Raw genomic sequence first — 26,185 nt, 5'->3', positions numbered from 1 at the left:
AATCGTTGGCTAGCAGACTGTTGTCTGCCGGATCGAATGGCGGCAAACGATGTCGGACCCACAGGCGACCTCGCGCACGGCGGGAACACTGGGCGGTCGCAAAGGAATCGCCCTCCTCGTGCTCTGTGCGCAGCTGTTCCTGGACTCCATGGACGTCTCGCTGATGGGCGTCGCCCTGCCCGAGCTCAAGGACGATCTGGGGCTGAGCGCCGAAGAGCTGCAATGGATCATCTCCGGCTACGCGGTCGCGTACGGAGGGTTCCTGCTGCTGGGCGGGCGCGCCGCCGACCTCTTCGGCCGACGGCGGATGTTCTTCTGGGGCACCGCGGTCTTCGCCGTGGCGAGCCTTGCGGGCGGCTTCGTCTCGGACGGCACCCTGCTGATCATCAGCCGGGTGATCAAGGGCGTCGCGGCGGCGTTCATCGCCCCGGCCGCGCTCTCGATCATCATGACCACCTTCAAGGAGGGCCCGGAGCGCAACCGCGCGGTGGGCATCTTCTCCCTCACCGGGGCCAGCGGTTACGCGGCCGGGCTCGTGCTCTCCGGGGTGCTCACCGAACTCAACTGGCGGCTCACCTTCTTCGTGCCGTTCGTCATCGCCGCCCTGGTCCTGGCCGCCGTCCGCTACGCGGTCTCGCCCGACCCGGTGCGCCCCGGCGAGCGCCCCGGCTTCGACGCCTTCGGCGCCGTGACCGCGACCGGTGGCGTGCTACTGCTGGTCTTCGCCCTGACCCGGGCCCCCGAAGTGGGCTGGGGCTCGGCGACCACCGTGCTCTCGCTGGTGGCGTCCGTCGCCCTGCTCGCCGCCTTCGTCATCATCCAGAACCGCCGGGCCGAACCGCTCGTCCAGCTCTCCATCTTCCGCTCGCGCACCCTGTCCACCGCCAACGTCGTCGGGCTCACCTGGGCCTGCGCGACGATCGGCTGGCAGTTCGTCGCCCTCCTCTACCTCCAGCAGGTGCTGGACTACAGCGCCCTGGGCGCGGGCGCCGCGATCGTCCCGATGGCCGCGGCGATCCTCGTCACCGTCAACGTCACCCCGCGCGTCATCAACCGCTTCGGGCTGCGCGTCCCCGCCGTGACCGGGCTGCTGCTCCAGGGCCTGGGCATCCTGCTCTTCCTGCGCGCCGACGAGAGCAGCGACTACGTCACCGTCCTGCTGCCCGCCCTGATCCTGCACGGCATCGGCAATGGGCTCAGCTTCCCGAGCTTCAACGTCGCGGGCGTCAGCGGGGTCGCCGACGAGCAGCAGGGGCTGGCCACCTCCCTCATCCAGTCCGCCCTGCAACTGGGCGGCGGGCTCGGGGTCGCGGTGGCCGCCGCGGTCCTCGCCACCGGCGGCGATGAGGGCCAACTCGCCTCCTACCACCGGGCGTTCCTGGCCGTGGGCCTCTTCTCGCTGGCCGGCGCGCTGGCCGCCGCACTGGGGCTCGGACCGGCCCGCACGCCGGGGCCGGACGGCGCTGTCGACGGTCCGGACACCGCCGATGCGGCGGACGGACCGAAGGGAACCACCGGCGCGGCGGACGGACCGAAGGGTGGCCCCGGCGCGGCGGATACCCGGAAGGTGGCCCCCGGCGCGGCGGACGCCCGTAAAGGAACCGCCGACGGCCCGGCCGCCGCTTCCGACGGCTCCGATCCCGCCGTCCTGGAGCGTGAGGGCGCATGACCACCGGCACCGCCCGCGCCCAGGGCGCCGCCGTGGAGCGGCTCGTCCCCGGGGATCCGCGGCTCTCCTTCGACGGGATCGCCGGCTGGGACCGGGGCAGCGGCGCCCGGCTGCCGCTGCGGATGCCGGTGGACCGGCTCGCCACCGCCATGTCGGCCAACTTCTCCCGGCTGGCCCGCACCACCGCCGGGGTCCGCTTCGCGGTCCGCACGGACGCCGCGGCCCTGGAGCTGGAGGTGGATCTCGACCCCGGCGGCTCGCCCCTGGACATCCGGGTCGACGGCATCCTGGCCCACCGCTGGACCGGCGGCCCCGGCCGCCACCGGGTCGCCTTTCCACTGCCCGTCACCGACGGCACCCCCGCCGACGTCGAGGTCTGGCTCCCGCACCTCGCCGTCACCCGGATCGGGGCGGTGACCCTGCGCGGCCACCGCCAGCTGCTCGCGGCGGAGCGTACGGGCCGCCGACTGCTGGTCCACGGCAGCTCGCTGACCCACTGCATGTACGCCGCGGGGCCCTCGGAGACCTGGCCCGCCCTGGTCGCGGCGGAGCACGGCTGGCGGCTGCGCAACCTCGGGTTCGCGGGGGAGGCGTATCTGGACCCGGTGGTGGCCCGCGCGATCCGGGACACCCCGGCCGACCTGATCGCCCTGGAACTCGGCATCAACGCCTACATCCGGGGCGCGTTCACCGCCCGCAGCTGGGGACCGGCCGTCTGCGGGTTCCTGGACACTGTCCGCGACGGCCATCCGGACACCCCGGTCGTGGTGCTCACCCCGCTCTCCTCGCCCGATCGTGAACGGGCCGTGAACAGCACCGGGTTGACCCTGGAGGGCGCCCGGTCCCTCACCGCGGAGGCGGTCCGGGTGCTGCAACGGCTGGGCGACCGCCACCTCCATCTGCTGGACGGGCTCACCGTCGCCCCCGTCGCCGAAGCCGGGGAGCTGTACGCCGACGGCCTCCACCCCACGGCCGAGGGCGAGCACGTCCTCGCGGACCGGATCGGGACGGAGCTGGCGAGCATCCCGCCGGGCCCCGAAGCCGTACCCGCGTCCGAGGGGGACACCCCTGGCTGAGCGCCGCCCGCCGCCCAGGCCCCGCCCGCCCGCACCCAGCGCAGAGGCCGCCCCCGACTTCGTACCGCACACACCAGAGGCCGCCCCCGGCTACGTACCGGAGGCGGCCTCTCGTCTGCGACCCGACCGGCCGTCAGGCGGCCGTGAAGCCGATCCGCGCCAGCACCCCCCACCGGCCCTCCTGCCGGGTGAGCACATACACCGACTCGAACGACCCGAGCGGGCGGCCCTCCGCGTCGTAGCGGGCGAACCGGACCTGGGCGTGGACCTGGCCGGCCGAGGTCTGGATCAGCTCGACTTTCTCCCAGCCGCTGTGGTCCCAGCCGGTGGCCACCAGCTGCGCCACCTCCGGCGTCGCGCTCTCGATGTAGATCTCGGGCGTCTCCCAGACGGTCACCGCACCGTCATGGACGCGCAGATGAGGGAAGTGCAGCGTCCGCGTCCAGTCGGGGACGGAACGGCTGTTGAGGGCGGCCAGGAACGCGTCGAGGGCCGCGCGGGCCCCCTCGGTGTCCTCGGCGGCGGGCGGAACGGCGGGTGCGGACAAGGCGAAGCCCTTCGGTTCGGGTGGGGGCAGGTCCGGTCAGGCTGAGACGCAGGGGACTCCGCGCGTACGGACCACCGCCTGGATGCGGTTCTTCATTCCGAGTTTTCGCAGAATGTTGGACACATGGAATTTTACGGTCTTCTGACTCAGTGAGCAGACGTCGGCAATCTCAGCATTCGAAATTCCCGACGCCATGAGTGTAAATATCTCCCGCTCACGCGGAGTGAGTTCGGACACGCTCGGCAACGGTTCGGGATCGGGGCGCGGCAGATGCGGGAGAATTCCCTCGATCACCCGGGCGGCAATCCCATAGGGCAGGAATGCCTCATTCCGGAAAACCACCCGCACCGCGGTCACCAGCTCACCGAGCGGGGCGTCATGACAGACGAACCCCCGTACGTCCGCCCGGAGATAGCCGAGGATCCGCTCGACCCGGTCGTCCCGCACCATCACGATGATCCGGGGCCGCCGGGCGCCCGGCGACCCGGCCGTCACCGGCGCCGGCAGACGGCCGATCACCTCGTCGGCCGGGACCCCGGGCGCGTCCTCCACCAGCACCACGTCCGGCTCCTCCCGCAACGCCTGACCGGCCGGCAGTAACCGGATGCCCGGAGTGCGGCCGAGGGCGGAGGCGATCCCGGCCGTGAACAGCGAGCTGTGACCGGGGGCCAGGAGAACCCGCACGGTCCCGTCGGGCCGCGGGGCCGGACCGGTGGAAGACATGGACAACCTCCGGGTGGTGGAAGACCTGAACCGTGCCAGTGGCGAGAATAGGACCCGAACAATCGGAACTCCAAAGGTTCCGGCGGCGAAATGTATTTGTAACCCTGTTCACAGTGCGGTGACAAATGCGGCGGGCCACGTCGTTGGTCCGGGCCGCTACCCGGTCTCCGGACCAGGGTCCACCCGGTCTGTCGGCAGAAGAAATTCGGCACTCCTCTGGCGAAGTATTGGAGCGCCATCGAAAAAATCCCCCCGGCACCCCTGGAGTTGTGAAGGTGAACGACTGGACCGACCCTGCCCGTATCGCACTGGACGGCGACTCCCTGACCCTCCGCGACATCGTGCGCCTCGCCCGCCCCGACGAGGCGCGGCCACCGGTCGCCGCCGTGCTGGACCCGGCCGCCGCCCGGGCCGCCGAGGCCAGCGTCGGGCTGCGCGACCGGCTGATGGCGGAGCGCAGACCGATCTACGGCGTCACCACGGGGTTCGGCGACAGCGTCACGAACCAGATCAGCCCCGAGCGCGCCGCACAGCTCCAGCACAACCTGATCCGCTACCACCTCAACGGGGTGGGCCCGAACGCGCCGGCCGACGTCGTCCGCGCGACCCTCCTCATCCGCGCCAACTGCCTGGCCCTCGGCAACTCCGGCATCCGCCCCCTGGTCGTCGACCGCCTCCTGGCCCACCTCAACGCCGACATCCTCCCGCTCGTCCCCGAGCGCGGCTCCCTCGGCGCCAGCGGCGATCTCGTCCCCCTCTGCTACGTCGCCGCCACGCTCCTGGGCGACGGGGACGCCCAGGTCGGCAAGCACGTCCTGCCGGTCGCCGAGGCCCAGCGCGAGGCAGGCATCGAACCGGTGGCGCTGGAGGCCAAGGAGGGCCTGGCCCTCATCAACGGCACCTCGTTCACGACCGCGTTCGCCGTGCTGGCCGCCCACGACGCGGCCGGTATCGCCACCGCCGCCGAGATCGTCACGGCCTTCGTCAGCGAGGCGCTCCTCGGCAACGCCTCGCACTTCGCGGAGTTCCTGCACCGGGCCAAGCCCCACCCCGGACAGGTCGCCTCGGCGGCTCATCTGCGCCGGCTCCTTGCCGGGTCGCGGCTCTCCACCACGTACGAGGAGATCATCGCCGAGGCCGGGAGCCTGGAGGGCCGCGACTTCCGGGAGCTGGAGGTCCGGATCCAGGACCACTACTCGGTGCGCTGCGCACCCCAGGTGATCGGCGTACTCCGCGACACCCTGTCCTGGGTGGAGCCCTGGCTGACCACCGAGGTCAACGCCTCCACGGACAACCCGCTCTTCTCCGTCGACGAGGAACGCCCGCACCACGGCGGGAATTTCTACGCGGGCCATGTCGGCCAGGCGATGGACAGCCTCAAGACCGCCACCGCCAACATCGCCGACCTGCTCGACCGGCAGCTCGCCCTGATCATCGACCCGAAGTTCAGCGGCGGCCTGCCCGCCAACCTCGTACCGCCCGAACTCGAGTCGGAGGCCGGGCTGCACCACGGATTCAAGGGCATGCAGATCGCCGCGTCCGCCGTCACCGCGGAGGCCCTGAAGACGGCCCTGCCCGCCACCGTCTTCTCCCGGTCCACCGAGGCGCACAACCAGGACAAGGTCAGCATGGCCACCACCGCCGCCCGCGACGCCCGCACGGTCAACGAACTGACCGGCCAGGTCGCCGCCATCGCCCTGCTCGCCGCCGCCCAGGCCCTCGACCTGCGCGGCCTCGACCGGGCGGCGCCCCGCACCCGCGCCGTGCACGCCCTGATCCGCGCCCACGCTCCCTACGCCGACCGCGACCGCCGGATGGACCAGGACATCGCGGCCGTCGCCCGCCTCATAACCGACGGAAGCCTGGCCCGCGCGGCCGGCGCCGCTGACGAGAGGGAACCCCATGCTGCTGCTTCGTGACACCACGACCACCCGGGAGATCGCCGACACCGTCCGCGACCACACCGCGCTCGTCCGCGACAGCCACGCGGGCCACCCCGACCGGGCCCATCTGGGGCGGAAGTTCACCGCCACGCTGGAGGCCGCCGCCGGGTCGGGGCTCTACGACACCACCCTGGACGCGGCACTGGTCGCCGACGCGGCCGGCACCGCGCCGGAGCGGGCCATCGACACCCTCCTGGGCAAGCTCCCCTTCCTGCCCAAGAAGGCGCTGAGCGAGGGCGGACACCGCGCCTTCACCCGGGGCCTCTCGGAGTTCCTGCACTACTACGAGTCATCCGGCACCACCGGAAACCCGGTCGCCGCCCCCAAGGCCCTGGACGACCTCGTCGCCAACACCATCAACATCGGCGAACTCTGGGCCCGCATCCTCTCCCCGGCCGACCGTGCCCTCATCCTCATCAACGCACCCTTCGCCCCGGCCGCGTACCAGTTCGAGAAGGTCCTCGAATACCTCCAGGTCCTCTCGCTGCGCCCCTGGGTCGACAACATCACCGGCGACTACACCCGTGTTCTGCGCCTCACCCGCGAACTCGGCGTCAACGTCTTCGTCGGACCGCCCTCCCGGCTGCTGGAGATGATCCAGTTCGCCTACCGCAACGACGAGCCCGTGCCCGCCTTCGACAAGCTGTTCCTGATGGCCGAGCAGACCGGACCCGCCTTCGTCCGCCACCTGGAACGCCTCACCGGGGCCCGCGCCTACGTCGCCGCCTACGGCTCGTCCGAGACCGGTACCACCGCCGTCACCTGCGAACACCGCAACCTGCACCTCCAGACGCAGAGTTACGTCCTCGAACTCGACGGCCCCGAGCGGGGACCGCGCAGGGTCGACGGCACCCCCGACCGGGGCGAACTCGTCGTCACCACCCTCGACATCCTTGCCCGCCCCCTGCTGCGCTACCGCACCGGCGACCTCGTCGAGATCACCGGGACCGACTGCCCCTGCGGAGTCGCGACCCCGCTGCTGCGCACCCTCGGCCGCTCCCAGGACCTCATCACCCTGGAGGGCAACGGCATCCGGCAGAACGACGTCGAGTCCGCCCTCTGGGCCGAACTCCCCGCCGAGGACCCGGGATCCGGCGTCCAGGTCCTCAACTACATGCTCGTCGTCCAGGACCGGACGATCCTGTGCCTGGCCACCACCACGGGCCCGGCCCACGCCGCCTGGAGCGAGGCCACCGCGAGACGGCTCGCCGGACTCTTCCCCGGCTTCGAACTCGCCCTGCGCCCCGTCGAGAAGCTCCCGCCGCTCGCCTCGCTCGGCCAGTACCTCGGCTGGAAGCTCTCCCGGGTCCTCGACCTCAACGACGAACGCAACTGGGACCGGCTGCCCGCCCCCATCCGGGGCGTCGTCGAGACCACGCTCGCCGAGTACGCCTCCACCACCCGCGGCTGACGAGAGAGGGACGACCATGTGTGGCATAGCAGGGTGGCTCGACTGGGAACGCGACCTGACCCGCGAGGGCGAGGCCGTCCGCCGCATGGCGGACACCCTCGCGCTCCGCGGCCCCGACGACTCCGGCGTCTGGACGGCGACACGCATCGGCCTCGGACACCGCCGCCTCGCCGTCATCGACCCGGAACTCGGCCGCCAGCCCATGACCGAGCGCGGCGGCGACGACGGCCGCGAACACGCCGTCGTCTCCTTCAGCGGCGAGATCCACAACTACCGCGAACTGCGCGCCGAACTCACCGCCCACGGACACCGCTTCCGTACCGCGTCCGACACCGAGGTCCTGCTCGCCGCCCACCGGGAATGGGGCCCGAAGGCGATCGAGCGGTTCGCCGGGATGTTCGCGTACGCCCTGTGGGACATCGCCGAGCAGACCCTGTACCTCGGCCGCGACCCGCTCGGCGTGAAACCCCTCTACTACGCCGAACACCCCTCCGGCCTGGTCTTCGGCTCCGAACCCAAGGCCCTGTTCGCCTCCGGACTGATCCGCCCCGAGGTCGACGCCGAGGGTCTCGTCGACGTCTTCACCGTCGCCGCCAAGCGCCCCGGCGACGCCGTCTACCGCGGGGTGCGCCAACTGCTCCCCGGCCATCTCCTCACCGTCCGCCGGGGCTCCACCACGGCCCGCCGCTACTGGCAGCTCACCACCGCCCCGCACGAGGACGACGAGGCCACCACCGTCGCCACCGTCCGCTCGCTGCTGGACCGGATCGTCGGCGAACAGACCGTCGCCGACGTGCCGCTCGGCGCACTGCTCTCCGGCGGCATCGACTCCAGCGCCATCACCGCGATCGGCGCGGCAGCCCTGGCCGCCGACGGCGGGGGACCCCTCGCCACCTACTCCGTCGACTTCGCGGGCGGCGAGGACGACTTCCGGGCGGACGCCCTGCACGTCTCCCGCGACGCGCCCTACGTCCGGGCCGTCGTCGACCACGTCGGCACCAAGCACAGCGAGGTCCTCGTCGAACCCGCTTCGCTGCTCGCGGAGTCGGGCGTCACCCTGCGCGCCCGCGACTACCCCGGCGTCGGCGACCTCGACGTCTCCCTCTACCTCCTCTTCCGCGAGGTCCGCCGGCACCTCACCGTCGCCCTGTCCGGCGAGGGCGCCGACGACGCCTTCGGCGGCTACCCGTGGTTCGCGAGCGAGGCGGAGCGCCCCAGCGGCTCATTCCCCTGGTCCGCCGGGGTCAAGGACCGCAACGCCGTCCTCTCGCCCGAACTGCGCGGCCATCTCGACCTGCACGAACGTCTCGACGCCCGCTACCGGGAAGCCCTGGACGAAGTCCCGTACCTGGACGGGGAGACCGGCGTCGACCGGCGGATGCGCGAGGTCTACTACCTCCAGCACACCCGCTTCCTGCCGTTCCTCCTCGACCGGAAGGACCGGATGAGCATGGCCAACGGCCTGGAGGTGCGGGTCCCGTTCTGCGACCACCGCCTGGTGGAGTACGTATGGAACGTGCCGTGGCGGCTCAAGCGCCTCGGGGGCAGCGAGAAGGGGCTGCTGCGCGCGGCGGTCGAGGACGCCCTGCCCGCCGAGGTCGTCCACCGGCCCAAGAGCGGCTTCCCCGTCGGCCAGAGCCCCGAGTACCTGGAGTCCGTACGTACGGCGGTCTCCGACATGATCGAGTCCGACGGGCCCGCGATGCGGCTGCTGGACGCCGGCACCCTGCGCGCCATGGTCCGCGACCAGGCCTGGGTGAACGGCACCTTCACCCCGCCGCCGATCCTGCCGCGCGCGCTCCAGCTCGACGACTGGCTGACCGCCTACGACGTACGGGTCGTGCTGTGAGCCCCCCGGACACCAGCGGTGACGCCCTCGCCCAGGCCCCGCCGCTCGTCTTCGCGGGCGAGGTCGACCAGCTGCGCGACCGGCTCGCCGCCGTGGCGCGCGGTGAGGCCCTGCTCCTCCAGGCCGGGGACCGGCCCGGGGCACAGGCCGGGCTGTCCGCCGCCGCGGTCCGGGACACCCTGCGCACCCTCCTCCAGATGAGTGCCGTCCTGACCTACGCGGCCTCGGTGCCGGTGGTGAAGGTGGGCCGGATCGCGGGCCACTACCCGGCGCCCCGCACCGGTGACCCCGGGCTGCCGACGCGCACGTACCAGGCGGCCGCCTCGACGCTGAACCTGGTGCGGGCCTTCACCACCGGCGGCGAGGCCGACCTGAGCCAGGTGCACGCCTGGAACCGGGAGTTCGTCACCGCTTCCCCGGCCGGGCAGCGGTACGAGGCGGTGGCCCGGGGGATCGACAAGGCGCTGGCCTTCATGAAGGCGTGCGGCACCGACCCGGCGGAGCTGCGGTCCGTCGAGTTCTACGCCGCGCACGAGGTGGAGCGCCTCGACTACGCCTCGGCGCTGACCCGTACCGACTCCCGTACCGGTGCGCCGTACGCCACCTCCGGCCATCTGGTCCGGATCGGCGACGGCGACCGGCCTCCGGACGAGGCGCACCTCGGCTTCGCCGCCCGGATCGCCAACCCGGTCACGGTGCGGCTCGGCCCGGCCACCACGGTCGACGAAGTGCTCGGTTACGTCGACCGGTTGGACCCGGACCGCGAACCGGGGCGGCTGACTTTCGCGTTACGGCTGGGCGCGGACCGGGTCCGCGATCTGCTGCCCGAGCTGGTGGAGAAGGTGACCGCCTCCGGGGCCCGCCCGGTCTGGGTGACCGACCCGGGGACGTATGCGGGGGCGCCGGGCTTCGACGACATCCTCGACGAGGTGCGGGGCTTCTTCGAGGTGCACCGGAGTCTGGGCACCCATCCGGGCGGCATCCACACCGAGCTGACCGGCGACGACGTCACCGGGGACCGGGAGCGCTCGCTCGACCTGGCGTTCCGGGTCGCGGAGTTCGCCCGGAGCCCGGAGCCGCCGGGAGTCCGGAGCAGCGCCCCGGGACCCTGAGCGTCAGGCGGCCTTGAGCGCCACGTCGAGCAGCCCGGGGAACCGCGCGTCGAGGTCCTCCCGGCGCAGCGACATGTAGCGGTGGGTGCCCTCGATACGGGTGTGGGTCACGCCCGCGTCGCGCAGCACCTTCAGGTGGTGCGAGAGCGTCGACTTGGAGAGCGGGATGTCCAGGGCCCCGCAGGACTGCTCCTCGACGCCGACCAGGCCGCGGACGATGGAGAGCCGCGTGGGATCGCTCAACGCGTGGAAGACCGCGGTGAGCTCGATGTCGGACCGGGCCGGGTGGCTGAGGGTGCGCACGAAACCCCCTCCTCTCGCTGGTCTTCGTAGGTTCGCACATCATCGAACCATGGGCAACCGCGCACGGACACGGCGCGGTTGCCCATGGACGGGCGACCCGGCGGCTACCAGGCGTCCCAGTGCGCGATCTCCTTGGCCTCGACCCGGGGGCCCGGCCGGAAGTCCGTGCCGATGGTGTGCGCGAGCGGGATCAGCGCGGTCTGGAGCACCGTCTCGTACGGGATGCCGAGCAGCTCGGCGGCCTCCTTCTCGTAATGCAGGTGTGGGGTGGTCCAGGCGGTGCCGAGCCCCCGGGAGCGGGCGGCCAGCATGAACTGCCAGACGGCCGGGAGGATCGACCCCCAGGTGTTGGCCTGCCCGACGTGCGAACCGTTCTCGTGCCGGCCCTGGACCCGGATGCACGGGACGAGCAGCACCGGCACCTCGTGCAGATGGTCGTAGAGGTACTGCGCGCTGTCCGCGATCCGCTGCCCGCGCACCAGGTCGCCCCGGTTCACCCCGTCCCGGACGACCTGCTGACGCGGCCGGGCGAGCCCCAGCCGGTACAGGTCCGCCAGCGCGGCGCGCTTCTCCGGATCGGTGACCAGGACGAAGTCCCAGCGCTGCCGGTTGCGGCCGGTGGGGGCCTGGGTGGCGAGTTCGAGGCACTCCTCGATCAGTTCGCGTTCCACCGGCCGGTTCAGATCGAGCCGTTTGCGTACCGCCCGGGTGGTGGTCAGCACGTCGTCGGCGGTGAGGTCGAGCGGGGGCATGGAGCTCCGTCCGTGGGGAGAGGGGGGCGTCAGATGCGTACAGAGGAATTCAGGAAGCGTGGTCCGGCAGGCGCGGCACCGAGGCGAGCAGCGTCCGGGTGTACGGGTGGGCCGGTGAGCCCAGCACCTCGGCGACCGGCCCCTGCTCGACGACCACACCGTCGCGCATCACCAGCACCCGGTCGCTGACCTGCTGCACCACCGCCAGATCGTGCGAGATGAACAGCATGGCCAGCCCGTACGCCTCCCGCAGCCGGGCCAGCAGCTGAAGGACCTGCGCCTGTACGGTCACGTCGAGGGCCGAGACCGGCTCGTCGCAGACCAGCAGCCGGGGCCCGGTCGCCAGGGCGCGGGCGATGGCCACCCGCTGCCGCTGGCCCCCCGAGAGCCGGGCGGGCCGGCGCTCCAGCAGCCCCGGGTCCAGACCGACCTGGTCCAGCAGCTCGACGGCCCGCTCCCGCCGGTGCGCCGCCCGCGCGGGCCCGGCCACCGACAGGGCCTCGTCCAGGATGCGCCGTACGGTGAACCGCGGGTCGAACGAGCCCAGCGGGTCCTGGTGGACCAGCTGGATCCCCCGGCGCAGCGGCCGTCTGCGCCGCTCGTCCAGCGCGCTCCACGGCCCGCCGTCGAGCAGCACCTCGCCCTCGTCGGGCGTGAGCAGCCCCATCGCCAGCGCGGCCAGGGTGCTCTTGCCCGACCCGGACTCGCCCACCACGCCCAGCGTCTCGCCGGGGGCCACCGCGAAGTCGACGCGGGAGACGGCCGTACGGGTGCCGCCGCCGGGGGAGCCGTACCGCTTTACCAGGCCCGTCCCCGACAACAGCGGTTGTCCGCCGTCCTTGCCCGCCGGGGGCTTGGGCGCGGGCCCCGGAGGCGTGCGGCCGGGCACCGAGGCGATCAGCGTCCGGGTGTACGGGTGGACGGGCGCGCCCAGGACGTCGGCCGCCGGACCCGATTCCACCACCCGCCCGTCCGTCATCACCGCGATCCGGTCCGCGAGCTGCGCCACCACCGCCAGATCGTGGCTGATCAGCAGCAGCGCGGTGCCCGACTCCTTGAGCTCCCGCAGGAGTTCCAGCACCCGGGCCTGGACCGTGACGTCCAGGGCGGTCGTCGGCTCGTCCGCGACGATGACCCGGGGGCCGCCCGCCGTCGCCGAGGCGATCAGCGCCCGCTGCCGCAGCCCGCCCGAGAGCTGGTGCGGATACTGCCGCGCCCGCACCTCGGGCTCCGGCACCCTGGCCTCCGCGAGCAGGGCGTTCACCCGGCCCGGGACCTCGGCGCGGGTGGCCAGGGCGTGGACGAGGAGCGGTTCGGCGACCTCCGCGCCGATCCGGCGCAACGGGTCGAGGGCCCCGAGCGCGTCCTGCGAGACGAGCCCGACGACGCGGCCGCGCACGGTCCGCCAGTCGCGCTCCCGGAAGCCGGTGGTGTCCCGCCCGTCCACCCACAGGCCCTCGGCGCGGACCGCCGCGTCGGGCCCGGCGAGGCCGATGAGGGACCGGGCGGTGACGCTCTTGCCGGAGCCCGACTCGCCGACGAGGGCCAGGCATTCGCCGGGGGCGAGGGTGAGCGAGACGTCGTGGACGACGGTGCGCCGGTGGCGGCCGTGACCGAAGGAGACGGAGAGCGAGCGCACGGCGAGGGCGGCGGCGGCCGGATCCGGGCCGCTCACCGCATGGGCCCCGTCCGGCGCGTCTGCCTGGTGCGGGGTGTCCGCCGCGTCAGCCGGGTCCGGTGCATCGGGCACGCCCGCCGTATCGGGCGCGTCCTCCGAGCCCGCCGGGTCAGCCGCGTCCGGCGCCTCCTCCGCGCCCGCCGTGTCGGGCACGCCCGCCGGGTCCGGCGCGTCCGGCGCGGATTTCGTCGTGGATACGGTCATCTGCCGGGCCTGCCTTCGAGTCCGATGTGCAACTGCCGTCCGACGACGGTGACCGCCACCACCGACAGGGTGATCGCCGCCCCCGGGAACACCGCGATCCACCAGGCGCTCTGGAGCGCGTCCCGGCCCTGGGCGAGCATCGACCCCCACTCCGGGGTGGGGGCCTTCGGGCCGAGGCCGAGGAAGCTGAGCGCCGAACCGGCGATGATCGCCGTGCCGACCCCGAGCGTCGCGGGCACGACCAGCGGCCCGACCGTGTTGGGCACGACATGGCGCAGCACCACGGTCCGGCGGCGCAGCCCGAGCCCGATCGCCGAGCGGATGTACTCCGCCCGGCGCACCACCTGGGCCTGCCCCCGCACGAGGCGGGCGTACCCCGGCACGGACGAGACCGCGATGGCGAGCGCCGCGTTGACCGAGCTCGGCCCCACGACGGCGATCACCAGCAGGGCCAGCAGTAGTTCGGGCAGCGCCAGCATCACGTCCATGGACCGCATCGCCACCTGGTCCGCGAACCGGCCGAGCAGCGCCGCCGGCAGCCCGATCAGCAGGCCCACCAGCACCCCGAGCGAGGTGGCGCCGACGCCGAGCAGCAGCGATTGGCGGGCCCCGTGGACGACCCGGGCGTACACATCGCGGCCGAGCTGGTCCGTACCGAACCAGTGCTCGCCGCCGGGCGGCAGCAGCGCGGCGACCGGGTCGGCGTCCGTCGGGGATGCCGAGGCCAGCAGCCCGGGGGCGACGCAGGCGAGCGCCGCGACGACCAGGACGGCCCCGGACAGCAGCAGGCCGGGCCGTAAGGTCGCCAGCCGTTCGCGCAGCGGTCCGAAGGAGGGCCGGGCGACGGCCGCTTCGGTGGGAGGTGAGGTCATACGGGGCTCCTGAGCCGCGGATCGGCCCACAGGCACAGCAGATCCGCGAGGGCGTTGACGACGAGGTAGACGGCGGCGGACAGCAGGACGAGCCCCACGACCACGGGGATGTCCCGGTTGGAGATGGCGTCCAGCGCCACCCGGCCGAGCCCCGGCCGGGCGAACACGGTCTCCACCAGCACCGTTCCGCCCAGCAGCCCGCCCGCCAGCCATCCGCTGAGCGTCACTGCGGGCACGGCGGCGTGCCGCAGGGCGTGCCGCAGCCGCAGGGTGGTGCCGCTCAGCCCCCGGGAGCGGGCGGTGAGCGCGAACGGCTGGTGCAGGGCGGCCTCCATGCCCTCCCGGAGCACTTGCGCGAGCAGCGACCCGAAGGGCACCGCCAGCGTCACGACGGGCAGTACGAGGGACCGCCAGTCGCCCGCACCGGCCACCGGGAAGAGGTTCAGCCGGAACGAGAACACGGTCAGCAGGACGATCCCGAGCCAGAACGCGGGGGTGGAGACGGCGACCAGCTCGGCCCCCGACACCGCCCCCCGCACCCGGCGCCGGCGCCCCGCGGTGGCGGCGGCCGTGACCAGCGCCCCCGCCACCAGCAGGACCAGCGCGCTCAGCGACAACTGGGCGGTGTCTCCCAGCTGTTCGCCGATGATCAGCGAGACGGGCTGCTGCTGTTGATAGGAGCTGCCCAGGTCGCCGGTGGCCAGCCGCCCGAGGAACGCGGCGTACTGCACGGCCAGGGGGGCGTCCAGGCGGTACTCGCGCAGGATCTCCTCACGGAGCGCCGCCGAGTCGGTCGCCGATGCCCCCAGCAGCGTCGTCACCGGGTCGCCGGGGACGAGGTGGAGCACCAGGAAGGCCAGGCTCGCCGCGCCCCACAGCACCAGCGCGGCCCCGACGGCCCGGTGCAGCAGCCAGCGGGCCGCCGGTGGGAGGCGCCGGTTCACCTCGTGGTCTTCCAGACCCCGGCGAACTGCGGCCAGGCGTTGGCGTCGAAGGTCAGTCCGTCGGCCTTGCGGGAGACGCCGATCGTGGTCACGGGAACGTACAGCGGGAGCACGGTGGCGTGGTCGACGGCCCAGCGCTCCACCTTGGCGTACGACTTCTCCCGCTCGGCGGGCCGGGACTCGGCCGCACCGGCCCGCAGCCAGGCGTCGACCTGCTTGTCCCGGGTGCGCGAGACGTTCTGGCCGCCTGCCGACGGCAGGTTGGTGGAGAGATAGAAACCGGCCAGGATCGCCGGGTCGGCGCGGACCCAGGCGTTGTCCCAGACGTCGTAGTCGCCCTTGCCGTACCGCTCGAAGTAGGCGCCGGTTTCCACCGGGTCGCGGACCAGGTCGATGCCGTTCTTCTTCAGCTCGGCCTGCACCGCCTCGCCGAGCACATCGCGCTGGTCGCGGACGAGGGCGCCGATGAACGGCCAGTGCAGGGAGAGGCGTTCGCCGTCCTTGACGCGGTAGCCCTTGGCGTCCTTCTTCGCCCAGCCGGCCTCGTCCAGGAGCTTCGCGGCGGCGGCCGGGTCGTGGCTGATCGCCCCCTCGATGGAGTCGTCGTAGGCGGCGGGGGTGGTGGGGCCGAGCGGGCTCCAGGCGCGCTCGTACTCGCCCTGGTAGATGCTCTTGATGAGGGCGCCGACGTCGACGGACTGCTGGAAGGCCCGGCGTACTCGCTCGTCGCGCAGCGGCCCCCGGTCGGTGTTGAGGTAGAGGGAGTACGAGGCTCCGGGCGCCTGGCGCTTGGTCAGGCGCAGCGAGCTGTCGCGCTGGACGGTCCTGGCGGAGGTGACCGGCAGGGCCGCCGCGTCGACCTGGCCGCTGGTCAGGGCCCCGGAGCGGACGGAGTCCTCCGGCAGGAAGCGGACGACGAGCTTGTCCAGGAGCGGCGGGCCCTGGTGCTTCGCGCCCGCCGGGGACCAGGCGTAGTCGTCGTTGCGGGCGAACTCGGCCCGGTCGTTCTTGACGTACCGCACCGAGCGGAACGGGCCGGTGCCCACCGAGTACTTCCCGCCCGCGCACAGCTGGTCCTTGAACTTCGTCAGCGAGGCGGGCGAGGCGATGCCGAGGTAGGGGGTGCTGGCGGCCTGGAGGAAGGGGATGTTGGGCTCGGAGAAGGCGATCTCGACGCGGTGCTTGCCGAGCACCTTGCTGCCGCTGTACGGGCCGAGCAGCGCGGAGGCGTAGAGCGACTTGGTGGCGGGGGCCTTGATGTGCTCCAGGTTGGCCTTGACGGCGGCGGCGTCGAAGGGGGTCCCGTCGTGGAAGGTCACGTCGTCGCGGAGTTCGAAGGTGTAGGTGCGGGCGTCCTTCGACACGGTCCAGGACTTCGCGAGCCAGGGGTGGAGCTTGCCGTCACCGTCCAGCTGGACCAGCGAGTCGAAGACGTTGCGCTGGACCACGGCGGTGATGTCGCCGGGGCTGGTGTGCGGGTCGAGGCACGAGGTGCCCACGGCGGCCGCGTAGGTGAACGTGCCCCCGCGCACCGGCTCGCCGCTCTTCCCCTCGCCCTGCTCGCCGCCGCCTCCACAGGCGGTCAGGGAAACCAGCAGGGCGGTGGCGGTGGCGGCGGTGGTCGCGGCGGGTCGTCTGGGCATGTGCCTCTCCATACGTGTGGTGCGAAGCGCGGGTGGGCGGAGCGGGGCTCCCGGAGCTGCTGTTACGGGGCCCGGGGGCACGGCCCGTCGCGGGACCGGTGTCGGAGCCGGTCCCGTAACAGGTGTGCGAGGAGGTGCGAGGAGGTCAGGCGGCCGTTTCCCGGCCGCGCGAACGCGCGGCGTGGACGACGGCCTGGATGCGGTTGCGCATGCCGAGTTTGCGCAGGATGTTCGAGACGTGGAACTTCACGGTCTTGCTGCTCAGGCCGCAGATCTCGGCGATCTCCGCGTTGGAGCGGCCTTCCGTGAGCAGGAGGTGGATCTCCCGTTCCCGGGCGGTCAGCGGTGCGGTCCGGGGTGGCAGGGGTGAGGGCGGGGCGAGCGGGGACTCCGTGGACACGTCGTCGGGTCCGTGGAGCAGGGCGGTTTCTATGACGCGCCGGGCCACGTCATGGGTGAGGAAGGCCTCGCCGCGGGCGGTGGCCCGGAGCGCGGAGAGCAGGACGTCCGGGGCGGCGTCGACCGAGACGAACGAGCGGACGCCCAGGCGGAGATAGCCGAAAACGCGGTCGTCGCAGGCGGATTCCATGACGATCAGCGCACGGGTGGCGCGCGTCTCGCCGTACGGGCCGAGGGCCCTGCCGACGGCTTCGGCGACCGGGACGGTGGGGACGTCCTCGATCAGAACCACGTCGGGAAGGACCGGACGAGGGGCCCGGCCCGCCGCCGCCCGACGGACCACGAGCATCTCGAAACCGGGCTCCTCCTGGAGTAGTGCCGTCATGCCGGCGGTGAGCAACGACGTTGTGCCGGGGGCCAGTACACGGATCGCACTTCGCCCCCGTGGCGATGCCTCGAAGTGCAACATGAGGCTCGACGGTACGAAATTTTCGTCTGTGAGTCAATCATCTATGTACAGATTAAATGTTGCGCGATTGTGTCGCCTCCCCGGTTCCCCCTGCGCTTGGCGGCGGCTTCTGCTAGGGCCGCGGCCTTGCCTGTGACCGGTGGTGAGGGAGGGGTGTGTTTGAGCCACCGACACCTCTGGCTTAGGCTTGCCTAACCTTCATTGCTCGGCCAAACCTGAGGACCCTCCATGCTCGGCTTCACCCGCGTGCGCCGCCACACTCTCGCCGCCACGGCCACCACCGTCGCTCTCGCCGTCGCCCTGGTCGGCTGCTCCTCGGACGGCGACACGAAGGACGGGGCGAAGGACTCGGCGAAGAGCGGCGGCGCCTTCCCCGTCTCGATCAAGAGCTCGCTCGGCACGGCGAAGATCGAGGAGAAGCCCGAACGCATCGTCACCCTCGGCCAGGGCTCCGCCGAGACCGCGATAGCCCTCGGCCAGACCCCGGTCGGCATCGAGAGCTACCCGTGGGGCAGCGACAAGTCCGGCTACCTGCCGTGGATCAACGAAGCGGTCAAGAAGTCCGGCGACGAGCTCCCGAAGCAGTTCACGGGCGGCGAGGAGATCGACTTCGAGGCGATCACCGAGCTGGAGCCGGACGTCATCCTCGCCCCCTGGTCGGGCATCACGCAGAAGCAGTACGACGTCCTCAAGGACATCGCCCCCACGGTCGCCTACCCCGACCAGGCGTGGAGCACCGACTGGGACCAGCAGATCGACATCATCGGCAAGGCGCTCGGCCGCACCGAGGACACGAACGGCCTCAAGACGAAGATCGAGAAGCAGCTCGCCGACGCCGCGGCCACCCGGCCGAACTACAAGGACGTCACCTTCTCGTACATCTACAACTCCGGCCCCGGCACCCTCGGCGTCTTCAAGCCCGAGGAGCAGCGCGTCAAGATGGTCTCCTCGCTCGGCCTGAAGGTCGACCCGGTCGTCAACTCCTTCAAGGAGACCCCCGGCACCGACTCGGCCCTCATCGGCCTGGAGAACGCCGAGAAGCTCAAGGACAGCGACGTGATCTTCACGTTCTACACGGACGCGAAGAACCGCAAGGAGATCGAGGGCCAGAAGCTGTACGGCGAGATCCCCGCGATCAAGAAGGGCGCCGTCGTCGCGAGCAACGACAACTCCTTCGTCACCGCCTCCTCGATCATCAACCCGCTGACCGTGCCGTGGACGATCGAGCGCTACCTGCCGCTCATCGACGAGGCCGTCAAGACGGCCGGCAAGTAACCCCGGCCGGGTATCCGGACCGCCGAGGTCATCGGACACACTTCACTCCCATGGCAACCACCACGGTCGCACCGCCGAGCGGTGCGGGTACCTCGCGTACCCGCGCCGCTCGGTCGGCGTTCCTCCTGCTCCTCGGCCTGGCCGCGCTGGCGCTCGCGCTCTGTGCCAGCGTCATGTTCGGCAGCCGCTCCACCTCGTTCGGCGATGTCCTCGACGTCCTGGGAGGCACCGCCGACCGCAACGTCACCACCATCATCGAGAGCCGCTACCCCCGCACCCTCCTCGGCGTCCTCGCCGGGGTCTGCCTCGCGGTCGCGGGCACCCTCATGCAGGGCGTCTCGCGCAACCCGCTGGCCGAACCGGGCCTCCTCGGCATCAACGCCGGCGCCTCCGCGAGCATCGTCGCCGCGACCGCCTGGCTCGGGGCCTCCGGCGCCACCGACACCATGTGGTGGGCGCTGCCCGGAGCGCTGATCGCGGGCGTCCTCGTCCATGTCATCGGCTCCGCCGGTACGGGAACGAGCGTGGTGCGCCTGGTCCTCGCCGGTGCGGTGCTCACCGCCGTTCTGATGGCGTTCATCCAGGCGGTGACCCTCAGCAAACCGCAGGTTTTCGACAGCTACCGCTACTGGGTCGTCGGAGCGCTCGGCGGCCGGGACTACGACGTCTTCTGGTCCGTCCTGCCGTTCGCCGCCGTCGGTTTCGTCCTCGCCCTCGCCCTCGGCCCCGGGCTCAACGCCCTGGCCCTCGGCGACGCGACCGCCGTCGCCCTCGGCTCGCACCCGGGGCGCACGCGGGCCGGCGGACTGATCGCCGCCACCCTGCTCAGCGCCGCCGCGACCGCCGCCGTCGGCCCGATCGCCTTCGTCGGCCTCGCCGTCCCGCACGTCGTACGGGCCCTGGCCGGCGTCGACTTCCGCGCCCAGATCCTCTTCTCCGCCCTGATGGGCCCCACGCTCCTGCTTCTCGCGGACGTGGTGGGCCGGGTCGTCATGCGACCCACCGAACTCATGGTCGGCGTCGTCACCGCCTTCATCGGCGCACCCGCGCTGCTCATCGCCGTACGCAGGATGCGGGGCACCTCATGACCGTCACCGAACGCACCGCGCCCGTCCGCAAGGCGCCCCGGGGCTATCTGACCGTCGGCAGCGCCGTGGCGATACCCATGCGCCGGGCCTCGGTGTTCGCGGGCGCCGGGCTCTTCGTGCTCCTCCTCGCGGCCGCCGTCGCGACGCTGGCCTGGGGACGCCTCGGCATCGACCTCGCCGACCTGCCCGCCGCGCTCGTCGGGGACGCCGAGGGCAAGGACCGGTTCGTCTTCAACCGGCTGCGCGGCCCCCGCCTCACCGTCGCCATCGGCGTCGGCGCGGCGCTCGGCCTGTCCGGCGCGCTGTTCCAGTCCGTCACCCGCAACCCGCTCGGCAGCCCGGACGTCATCGGGCTCTCCGCCGGGGCCGGAGCGGGCGCCGCGTTCTGCGCGCTGATGTTCCCCGACACGGTCCCGGTCCCCGTCGGCGCGCTCATCGGCGCCCTCCTCGCGATGGCCCTCGTGTACGTCTCCACCGGCACCGGCTTCCGCAACCCCGCCCGGCTCGTCATCGCGGGCATCGGGGTCGCCGCGATGGGCGCGGCCGTCACCCAGTACGTCGTCTACGCCCTGGAACGCGACAAGGCCTCCGTCCTCACCGCGTACGTCAACGGCAGCCTGACCGCCCGCTCCTGGACCGACGCCACCACGGTCTGGCTGGTCCTGCTCGCCGCCGTCCCGCTGGCCGCTCTCATCTCCCGGCGGCTCGACATCGGCGAGATGGGCGACGACATCGCCGAAGGGCTCGGCTCCGAGCCGAAGAAGGCCAAGACCCTCGCCGTGCTCCTGGCCATCGCCCTTTCGGCCGCCGCCGTCAGCGTCTCGGGCCCCATCGCCTTCATCGCCCTGACCGCCCCTCAGATCGCCCGGCGCCTCACCCGGGGCTCCGGCCCGCACCTGCTGCTCTCCGCCCTGACCGGCGGTCTGCTACTGGTCCTCGCGGACCTCTGCTCCCAGCAACTGCCGCTCTTCGACGACCTGCCGGTGGGGATCTACACCATGGCGATCGGCGGCGCGTACCTGGGCTATCTGCTGGTACGGGAATGGCGCAAGGGCGTGCTCTGAGGACCGGGCGCCCCGGCCGCCCCGTCTTTTCCGGCGTACCTCGGCCGGCCGGAGGGGTGGCGACTGGTCACGTACAGGTTCGTCGACCATACTGCCCGCCGTGGAGCAGAGCATAGATTCGAACAAGAAGCCCGAGTTCGCCGCAGGCACCGACCCGGCGTTCATCCCCCTGCCCGGACTGGCGGCGCCCGCCGGAACCCGCGGGCCGGAACCGGAAGCGGAACGGGAGGCCGGTGCGGAGGCGGCGGAGGTCCGCGACGACGAGGCCGGACCGGCGGTCGCGGAGGGCGAGGCCGACCGGGAACCGGAAGCGGTGGACGAAGCGGCGGCGGTCGACGGCGAGACCGAGGCGCAGACCGATGCCGAGGCCGACGCCGAAGAGGGCCCCGTCTTCGAGGTCAGCGACCGGCGCGGTTCGATCCGGGTGGCCCGGGAAGGCGTCCGGTTCCGGCTGGACGACCAGGAGGCCGAGTTCGGCTGGGACGAGATCGCCGCGGTGGAGACCACCCCGGCCCGCTTCGGCCGCAGGTTCACGGTGACCGTCCACCTGCCGGGCCCCCGCTGGTTCAACGCCGAGGTCGAGGCGGCCGGCCGCAGCGAGCTCAAGGGCTGGCCGGCCGAGCTGGACAAGGTCCTGGACGCCTACTTCGAGGAGTGACGCCCCCGTCGGGCCCCGAACGGTCGTGCGCGGGACACCCCCCGAGGGGGTGTCCCGTCGACCGGGCGGGCCGGGCGGTGCGTCCGGCCGTGCTGCCCGCGCCGCCCCGCGGAGTCAGGGCTTCCCGCGTCCGCGCCCCCGGACCCGCATCGTGACGTAGACGGCCAGGGCGGCGACCGCCAGGCCCAGGACGACCTTGGACACGACACCGACGTACGCCCCGACGACGTCCCACTGGTCGCCGAGCCAGTATCCGGCCATCACGAGCACGGTGTTCCACACCAGGCTGCCCGTCGCCGTCAGCGTGACGAACACCGGCAGCGGCATGCGCTCCACACCCGCGGGCACCGAGATCAGGCTGCGGAACACCGGCACCATCCGGCCCAGCAGGACCGCCTTGGTGCCGTGCCGGGCGAACCACGCCTCCGTCCGTACCAGGTCGGCGGCCTTGACCAGGGGCAGCTTCGCCCACCAGGCGTGCATCCGCTCCCGGCCGAACACGGCGCCGACGCCGTACAGGACGATCGCGCCCACGACCGAGCCGAGCGTCGTCCAGAACAGCGCCGAGGCGATGCTGAGCACGCCCTGCGAGGCGGCGAACCCGGTCAGCGGCAGGATGACCTCGCTCGGCAGCGGCGGAAACACGTTCTCCAGCGCGATGGCCGCACCCGCGCCGGGCCCGCCGAACGTCTCGACCAGACCGGCGGCCCAGCCGGCGATACCCCCCTGCGGCTCCGGGGCCGCCGACAGCCGGTGGGCCGCCGCGGACAGGGTCAGGTGCATGCCTCCATGGTCGCGCAGCCCCCGCCTCAGGCCCCGTCGAGAACCACCGAGCGGCTCAGGTGGCGCGGCAGATCGGGGTCGAGCCCCCGGGCCGCCGCCCGGGCGAGGGCGAGGCGCTGTACGCGTACGAGATCGGCCAGGGGGTCGAGGGAGCCGTTCACCCACCGGGCGCCCGTGGCGCGCACCTGCTCCGCCAGGCCCTCGGGGGCCTCGCCGAACATCCAGGTCGTGGTGCCCGTGGTGGAGATGCTGATGGGGCCGTGGCGGTACTCCATCGCGGGGTACGACTCCGTCCAGGACAGCGACGCCTCCTTCATCTTCAGCGCCGCCTCGTGGGCCAGACCGACCGTCCACCCCCGGCCGAGGAACGAGAACTGGGTGCTCCGCAGCAGCTCGTCGGGGAGCGGCTCGGCGAGCGCGGCCTCCGCGTCCGTGACGACCGTGTCGGAGTGCAGCCCGAGGTGGGCCCGCAGGAGGGTGAGGGCGGTCGTGGCGAAGCGGGTCTGGACGACGGACCGTTCGTCGGCGAAGTCCAGGACGACGAGAGCGTCGGCCGCCGTCTTGACCGGGGTCCGCGGATCCGCCGTGACGGCCACCGTGCGGGTGGTGCCGCGCAGCCGGTTCAGCAGCTCCAGCACCTCCGTCGTGGTGCCCGAACGGGTCAGCGCCACGACCCGGTCGTAGCCGCGCCCGGAGGGGAACTCGGAGGCGGCGAAGGCGTCCGACTCGCCCTGTCCCGAGCCCTCGCGGAGCCCGGCGTAGGCCTGCGCCATGTAGAAGGAGGTGCCGCAGCCGACGACCGCGACACGCTCGCCCGCGACGGGCAGGGCGGCGGCCTCGGGGCCGCCGGCCAGAGCGGCGGCGCGCCGCCAGCAGGCGGGCTGACTGGCTGTCTCGGTCTCGGCATACGACACGTCTGCACTCCACGGGAACGAGGTGGACCACGGGATGGGGGCTGAGCGGGGCCGAACACCCCGCGTGTAGAATTCTGCACGTTACATGCAGTTATCGAGCAAAAACAAGCAAGGTGCAGGTGGGTGGAGGGCTCCCGGCGGGCCCTGTGCGACGCTTGCGGCGGTCCGGCCCCCGGCGACCGCGTTCCCGCGAAACGCGGTGCCCGCGCCGGACGGTGAGGAGACGCTCTTGTCCAGGGACGCCCGGTGGGACGCGCTGCTGGAACTGGTCGGCAAGCACGGCAGGGTGGACGTCGAGGAGGCGGCGACGGCGCTCGACGTCTCGGCCGCCACCATCCGCCGCGACCTGGACCAGCTGGCCGAACAGCACCTGCTCACCCGCACCAGGGGCGGCGCGGTCGCGCACGGCGTCTCCTACGAACTGGCGCTCCGCTACAAGACCGGCCGGCACGCTCCGGAGAAGCAGGCCATCGGCCGCGCGGTGTCCGGTCTGGTGGCGGTCGGCGAGGTGGTCGGTCTGACCGGCGGGACGACCGTGACCGAGGTGGCCAGGGCGCTGGCCGTACGCCCGGACATCGTGGGCGAGACGGCGGTGGCGGGCGGCCAGCCGACGCTGACCGTGGTGACCAACGCCCTCAACATCGCGAGCGAGCTGGCGATCCGCCCGCAGATCAAGATGGTCGTGACGGGCGGCGTCGCGCGGCCCCAGTCGTACGAGCTGACGGGCCCGCTCGCCGTCGGAGTGATGAACGAGATCACGCTGGACGTCGCGGTCCTCGGGGTGAACGCCATCGACATCGAACGCGGCGCGTACGTCCACCACGAGGGCGAGGCCAGCGTCAACCGGCTGCTCGCGGAACGGGCCCAGCGGGTGGTGGTGGCGGCCGACTCCTCGAAGATCGGCAAACGGGCCTTCGCGCGCGTCTGCGACCTGGGCCTCGTCGACGTCCTGGTCACCGACTCCCGTATCGGGGCGGAGGCGAGGGACCGGTTCGGCGAGGCGGGGGTGCAGGTCATCACGGTCTGACGGGGTGTGGACCGGCACGGTCCGCCGGGGCCGGTCGTCATGAACCGATGTCCGCCGGGTATCGGATGCGACACGGAGGCGGACTTCGCCGTGTCGCTGGTACGCCGAACGGGTGAGGGGCGAGAGGATTGCCCGATGAACAGTGAGTGCAGCCGGTGCCCATCCGACCGGCTCGACGACGGGGTGGACCTGTGAGCAGGTACGACAGGTATGACAGATACGACGCCACCGACGAACAGTGGGAGGGGCTCGCGCAGGTCGTACCCCTGCGCGGCCGTGACGAGTGGCCGTCCCGGATCGACCACCGCACCGTCCCCGATGAGCGCGCCGCCGAACAGCGCCGCCTGGTCGTCCTGCGGGTGCAGGTCTTCGCGGACGCCCGGGAGGTCGCCGAGTACCTCGTCGCCCAGGTTCCGGTGCTGCTCGACCTGACGGCGGCGGAGACGGACGTGGCGAAGCGGATTCTCGACTTCAGCAGCGGCGTGGTCTTCGGTCTCGGCAGCGGCATGCACCGCGTCGACCGCAATGTCTTCCTGCTCGCACCGGTCGGCATGGAGGTCGAGGGGGTCACGCCCGCGGGCCTCGCCCAGTCGTAGGAAGCGGCGGACGAACGGCGGCCGGGGCGGCGTTCCGGGGGCGGCGGCGGTCGGTTCGGGCCGCCGCCCCCGGCCGCGCCTCGGACGTGCGGCGGGCGCTGTCGGTGGCCGGTGATAGACCTGGGGCTGTGACGGACATCGATGTGGCAGAACTCCAGCGCCGGCTGGCCGCGTTCGCGGCGGCCCGGGACTGGGGGCAGTACCACACCCCGAAGAACCTGGCGGCCGCGCTCAGCGTCGAGGCCTCCGAACTGCTGGAGATCTTCCAGTGGCTGACGCCCGAACAGTCTGCCGGGGTCATGGAGGACCCCGAATCCGCCCACCGGGTCACCGACGAGGTGGCGGATGTGCTCGCCTATCTCCTTCAGTTCTGCGAGGTGTTGGGCATCGACCCGACGGCTGCGCTGGTGGCCAAGTTGGAGCGGAACGAGAAACGCTTCCCGCTGCCGAGCGCCGCAGAACCCCCCGATCGTCACTCTTCGGAGTGATCAAGTTATCCACATTCGACTTCGTGTCCACAGATTTCCGATTTCCTCTGGCCTTACGGTGCTGTCTACCTCACTGTGGGTAATGAATGAGGTGAGCGGGTTTTCGTACGGACGGGGGAGACAGATGGAAGCGGAGCGACTCATCGAGGCGGGCCGACGGGCTCTGGCGGGCAGCCGGGGCGCGCTGGACGTCATGGCGGAGGCCTGGCAGGCGCAGGCGCTCGCCCGGGCGATCGGCAGTCGGCTGGCGCAGTGCGGGCCGATGGAATTACGGAGCGAGGCGCGGGCGCTGGGGGAGATCGGCGCCGGATGCTCGGCGCTGGACCATCCGACGGTGATCTCCGGCGGTGCCAGGGCCGCCCAGTTGTCGGGCATCGGAGAGATCCGGCCGACGCTGGCCGGGCTGGCGCTGCTGCTCGGCGAGGCCGGGATCGCGCTGGTCGGGGTGGCCTGCGACACGGGGGAGGACGGGCTGTACTGGCAGTGCATCGAGGCCATGGACGCGGCGGACGAATCGCTGGACCGTGTGCACGGGATGCTCAGACGCCTGGCGGAGAGGGAGCGGGAGCCGGAGCGGGCGAGGGAGCGCGACGGCCCGTACGGCATACGCGGCCCCGCACCGTCGGCGGCGGGGCCTTGAGGGGGAAGCGCGGCTTCTGAGGGGCGGCGCGGGTTTCGATGAGGGAGGCGCGGGCGGG

General features: G+C 72.4%; 25 protein-coding genes. 14 read left to right on the top strand and 11 right to left on the bottom strand.

The window, feature by feature from the left end:
• The first annotated feature begins 118 nt into the window (after positions 1-118).
• Positions 119-1,669: an MFS transporter gene (locus A3Q37_RS10385; protein ID WP_065481225.1), complete on the top strand. Its 1,551-nt coding sequence runs from the start codon at positions 119-121 to the stop codon at positions 1,667-1,669.
• Positions 1,666-2,745 carry a GDSL-type esterase/lipase family protein gene (locus A3Q37_RS10380; RefSeq protein ID WP_065481221.1) on the top strand — a complete coding sequence of 360 codons (1,080 nt, stop codon included), beginning with the start codon at positions 1,666-1,668 and terminating at the stop codon, positions 2,743-2,745. The genes A3Q37_RS10385 and A3Q37_RS10380 overlap by 4 nt, the downstream gene beginning before the upstream one ends.
• Positions 2,746-2,878: 133 nt before the next feature.
• Here the strand turns inward: A3Q37_RS10380 and A3Q37_RS10375 are convergent, their stop codons facing one another.
• Together A3Q37_RS10375 and A3Q37_RS38210 are read right to left on the bottom strand one after the other, a co-directional pair.
• Positions 2,879-3,292: a hypothetical protein gene (locus A3Q37_RS10375; RefSeq protein ID WP_065481218.1), complete on the bottom strand. Its 414-nt coding sequence runs from the start codon at positions 3,290-3,292 to the stop codon at positions 2,879-2,881.
• A gap of 36 nt (positions 3,293-3,328) precedes the next feature.
• Positions 3,329-3,853 carry a response regulator transcription factor gene (locus A3Q37_RS38210; RefSeq protein ID WP_304364737.1) on the bottom strand — a complete coding sequence of 175 codons (525 nt, stop codon included), beginning with the start codon at positions 3,851-3,853 and terminating at the stop codon, positions 3,329-3,331.
• A 437-nt stretch (positions 3,854-4,290) separates the two neighbouring features.
• On the opposite strand from A3Q37_RS38210, the gene hutH reads away from it, so the two are divergent.
• The 4 genes from hutH to A3Q37_RS10350 are packed head-to-tail and all read left to right on the top strand — an operon-like array spanning position 4,291 to position 10,330.
• Complete coding sequence (hutH, locus tag A3Q37_RS10365) at positions 4,291-5,934, top strand: histidine ammonia-lyase (RefSeq protein WP_218064549.1); 1,644 nt, start codon at positions 4,291-4,293, stop codon at positions 5,932-5,934.
• Complete coding sequence (locus tag A3Q37_RS10360; RefSeq protein ID WP_065481206.1) at positions 5,918-7,369, top strand: phenylacetate--CoA ligase family protein; 1,452 nt, start codon at positions 5,918-5,920, stop codon at positions 7,367-7,369. Before hutH ends, A3Q37_RS10360 begins: the two co-directional genes overlap by 17 nt.
• A 16-nt stretch (positions 7,370-7,385) precedes the next feature.
• Positions 7,386-9,218, top strand: a complete 1,833-nt coding sequence (gene asnB, locus A3Q37_RS10355; protein WP_065481204.1) for an asparagine synthase (glutamine-hydrolyzing) — start codon at positions 7,386-7,388, stop codon at positions 9,216-9,218.
• The gene (locus A3Q37_RS10350) at positions 9,215-10,330 is read left to right on the top strand and encodes a 3-deoxy-7-phosphoheptulonate synthase (protein WP_065481201.1); all 1,116 of its coding nucleotides are present in this window, start codon (positions 9,215-9,217) and stop codon (positions 10,328-10,330) included. The genes asnB and A3Q37_RS10350 overlap by 4 nt, the downstream gene beginning before the upstream one ends.
• Before the next feature lie 3 nt (positions 10,331-10,333).
• Here the strand turns inward: A3Q37_RS10350 and A3Q37_RS10345 are convergent, their stop codons facing one another.
• The 7 genes from A3Q37_RS10345 to A3Q37_RS10315 all read right to left on the bottom strand — a co-directional run bounded on the left by A3Q37_RS10345 (position 10,334) and on the right by A3Q37_RS10315 (position 17,510).
• The gene (locus A3Q37_RS10345; RefSeq protein ID WP_065481199.1) at positions 10,334-10,633 is read right to left on the bottom strand and encodes a helix-turn-helix transcriptional regulator; all 300 of its coding nucleotides are present in this window, start codon (positions 10,631-10,633) and stop codon (positions 10,334-10,336) included.
• A gap of 104 nt (positions 10,634-10,737) precedes the next feature.
• Entirely contained in the window at positions 10,738-11,385 is a 648-nt protein-coding gene (locus A3Q37_RS10340) for a nitroreductase family protein (RefSeq protein WP_065481197.1), read from the bottom strand.
• Between the two features lie 49 nt (positions 11,386-11,434).
• Positions 11,435-13,267: an ABC transporter ATP-binding protein gene (locus tag A3Q37_RS10335; RefSeq protein WP_079137728.1), complete on the bottom strand. Its 1,833-nt coding sequence runs from the start codon at positions 13,265-13,267 to the stop codon at positions 11,435-11,437.
• Positions 13,264-14,139 (bottom strand): ABC transporter permease, encoded by an 876-nt coding sequence (locus A3Q37_RS10330; RefSeq protein ID WP_065481195.1) that lies wholly within the window; start codon positions 14,137-14,139, stop codon positions 13,264-13,266. Before A3Q37_RS10330 ends, A3Q37_RS10335 begins: the two co-directional genes overlap by 4 nt.
• Entirely contained in the window at positions 14,136-15,083 is a 948-nt protein-coding gene (locus A3Q37_RS10325; protein ID WP_065481193.1) for an ABC transporter permease, read from the bottom strand. The genes A3Q37_RS10330 and A3Q37_RS10325 overlap by 4 nt, the downstream gene beginning before the upstream one ends.
• Complete coding sequence (locus tag A3Q37_RS10320; protein WP_065481191.1) at positions 15,080-16,726, bottom strand: ABC transporter substrate-binding protein; 1,647 nt, start codon at positions 16,724-16,726, stop codon at positions 15,080-15,082. Before A3Q37_RS10320 ends, A3Q37_RS10325 begins: the two co-directional genes overlap by 4 nt.
• A 145-nt stretch (positions 16,727-16,871) precedes the next feature.
• Entirely contained in the window at positions 16,872-17,510 is a 639-nt protein-coding gene (locus A3Q37_RS10315; protein ID WP_141693553.1) for a response regulator transcription factor, read from the bottom strand.
• Positions 17,511-17,822: 312 nt separating this feature from the next.
• Between A3Q37_RS10315 and A3Q37_RS10310 the strand changes: the two genes are divergently transcribed.
• From A3Q37_RS10310 to A3Q37_RS10295, 4 genes are all read left to right on the top strand, one after another.
• The gene (locus tag A3Q37_RS10310) at positions 17,823-18,869 is read left to right on the top strand and encodes an iron-siderophore ABC transporter substrate-binding protein (RefSeq protein ID WP_065481187.1); all 1,047 of its coding nucleotides are present in this window, start codon (positions 17,823-17,825) and stop codon (positions 18,867-18,869) included.
• Between the two features lie 50 nt (positions 18,870-18,919).
• Entirely contained in the window at positions 18,920-19,957 is a 1,038-nt protein-coding gene (locus tag A3Q37_RS10305; RefSeq protein ID WP_065481185.1) for an iron ABC transporter permease, read from the top strand.
• Positions 19,954-21,021 (top strand): iron chelate uptake ABC transporter family permease subunit, encoded by a 1,068-nt coding sequence (locus A3Q37_RS10300; protein WP_065481178.1) that lies wholly within the window; start codon positions 19,954-19,956, stop codon positions 21,019-21,021. The genes A3Q37_RS10305 and A3Q37_RS10300 overlap by 4 nt, the downstream gene beginning before the upstream one ends.
• 100 nt (positions 21,022-21,121) lie before the next feature.
• Positions 21,122-21,679 carry a hypothetical protein gene (locus A3Q37_RS10295; RefSeq protein WP_065481175.1) on the top strand — a complete coding sequence of 186 codons (558 nt, stop codon included), beginning with the start codon at positions 21,122-21,124 and terminating at the stop codon, positions 21,677-21,679.
• 114 nt (positions 21,680-21,793) lie between these two features.
• Here A3Q37_RS10295 and A3Q37_RS10290 read toward each other — a convergent pair whose 3' ends face one another.
• Positions 21,794-22,462 (bottom strand): DedA family protein, encoded by a 669-nt coding sequence (locus A3Q37_RS10290; protein WP_065481171.1) that lies wholly within the window; start codon positions 22,460-22,462, stop codon positions 21,794-21,796.
• Between the two features lie 26 nt (positions 22,463-22,488).
• Positions 22,489-23,376, bottom strand: a complete 888-nt coding sequence (locus A3Q37_RS10285) for an SIS domain-containing protein (RefSeq protein WP_065481168.1) — start codon at positions 23,374-23,376, stop codon at positions 22,489-22,491.
• Positions 23,377-23,605: 229 nt separating this feature from the next.
• Between A3Q37_RS10285 and A3Q37_RS10280 the strand changes: the two genes are divergently transcribed.
• From A3Q37_RS10280 to A3Q37_RS10265, 4 genes are all read left to right on the top strand, one after another.
• Positions 23,606-24,403: a DeoR/GlpR family DNA-binding transcription regulator gene (locus A3Q37_RS10280; RefSeq protein WP_065481164.1), complete on the top strand. Its 798-nt coding sequence runs from the start codon at positions 23,606-23,608 to the stop codon at positions 24,401-24,403.
• A 191-nt stretch (positions 24,404-24,594) separates the two neighbouring features.
• The gene (locus A3Q37_RS10275; protein WP_006128240.1) at positions 24,595-24,999 is read left to right on the top strand and encodes a cell division protein SepF; all 405 of its coding nucleotides are present in this window, start codon (positions 24,595-24,597) and stop codon (positions 24,997-24,999) included.
• A gap of 128 nt (positions 25,000-25,127) precedes the next feature.
• Positions 25,128-25,487, top strand: coding sequence for a nucleotide pyrophosphohydrolase (locus A3Q37_RS10270; RefSeq protein ID WP_065481158.1), 360 nt, complete (start codon positions 25,128-25,130; stop codon positions 25,485-25,487).
• A gap of 124 nt (positions 25,488-25,611) precedes the next feature.
• Complete coding sequence (locus A3Q37_RS10265) at positions 25,612-26,127, top strand: DUF6099 family protein (protein ID WP_065481156.1); 516 nt, start codon at positions 25,612-25,614, stop codon at positions 26,125-26,127.
• The last annotated feature ends 58 nt before the right edge of the window (positions 26,128-26,185 follow it).

It is taken from the genome of Streptomyces sp. PTY087I2 (assembly GCF_001687325.1).
Classification (GTDB): domain Bacteria; phylum Actinomycetota; class Actinomycetes; order Streptomycetales; family Streptomycetaceae; genus Streptomyces.
Note: the sequence above shows the minus strand (reverse complement) of the source record. Positions and strands in the feature narration are given on the sequence as shown.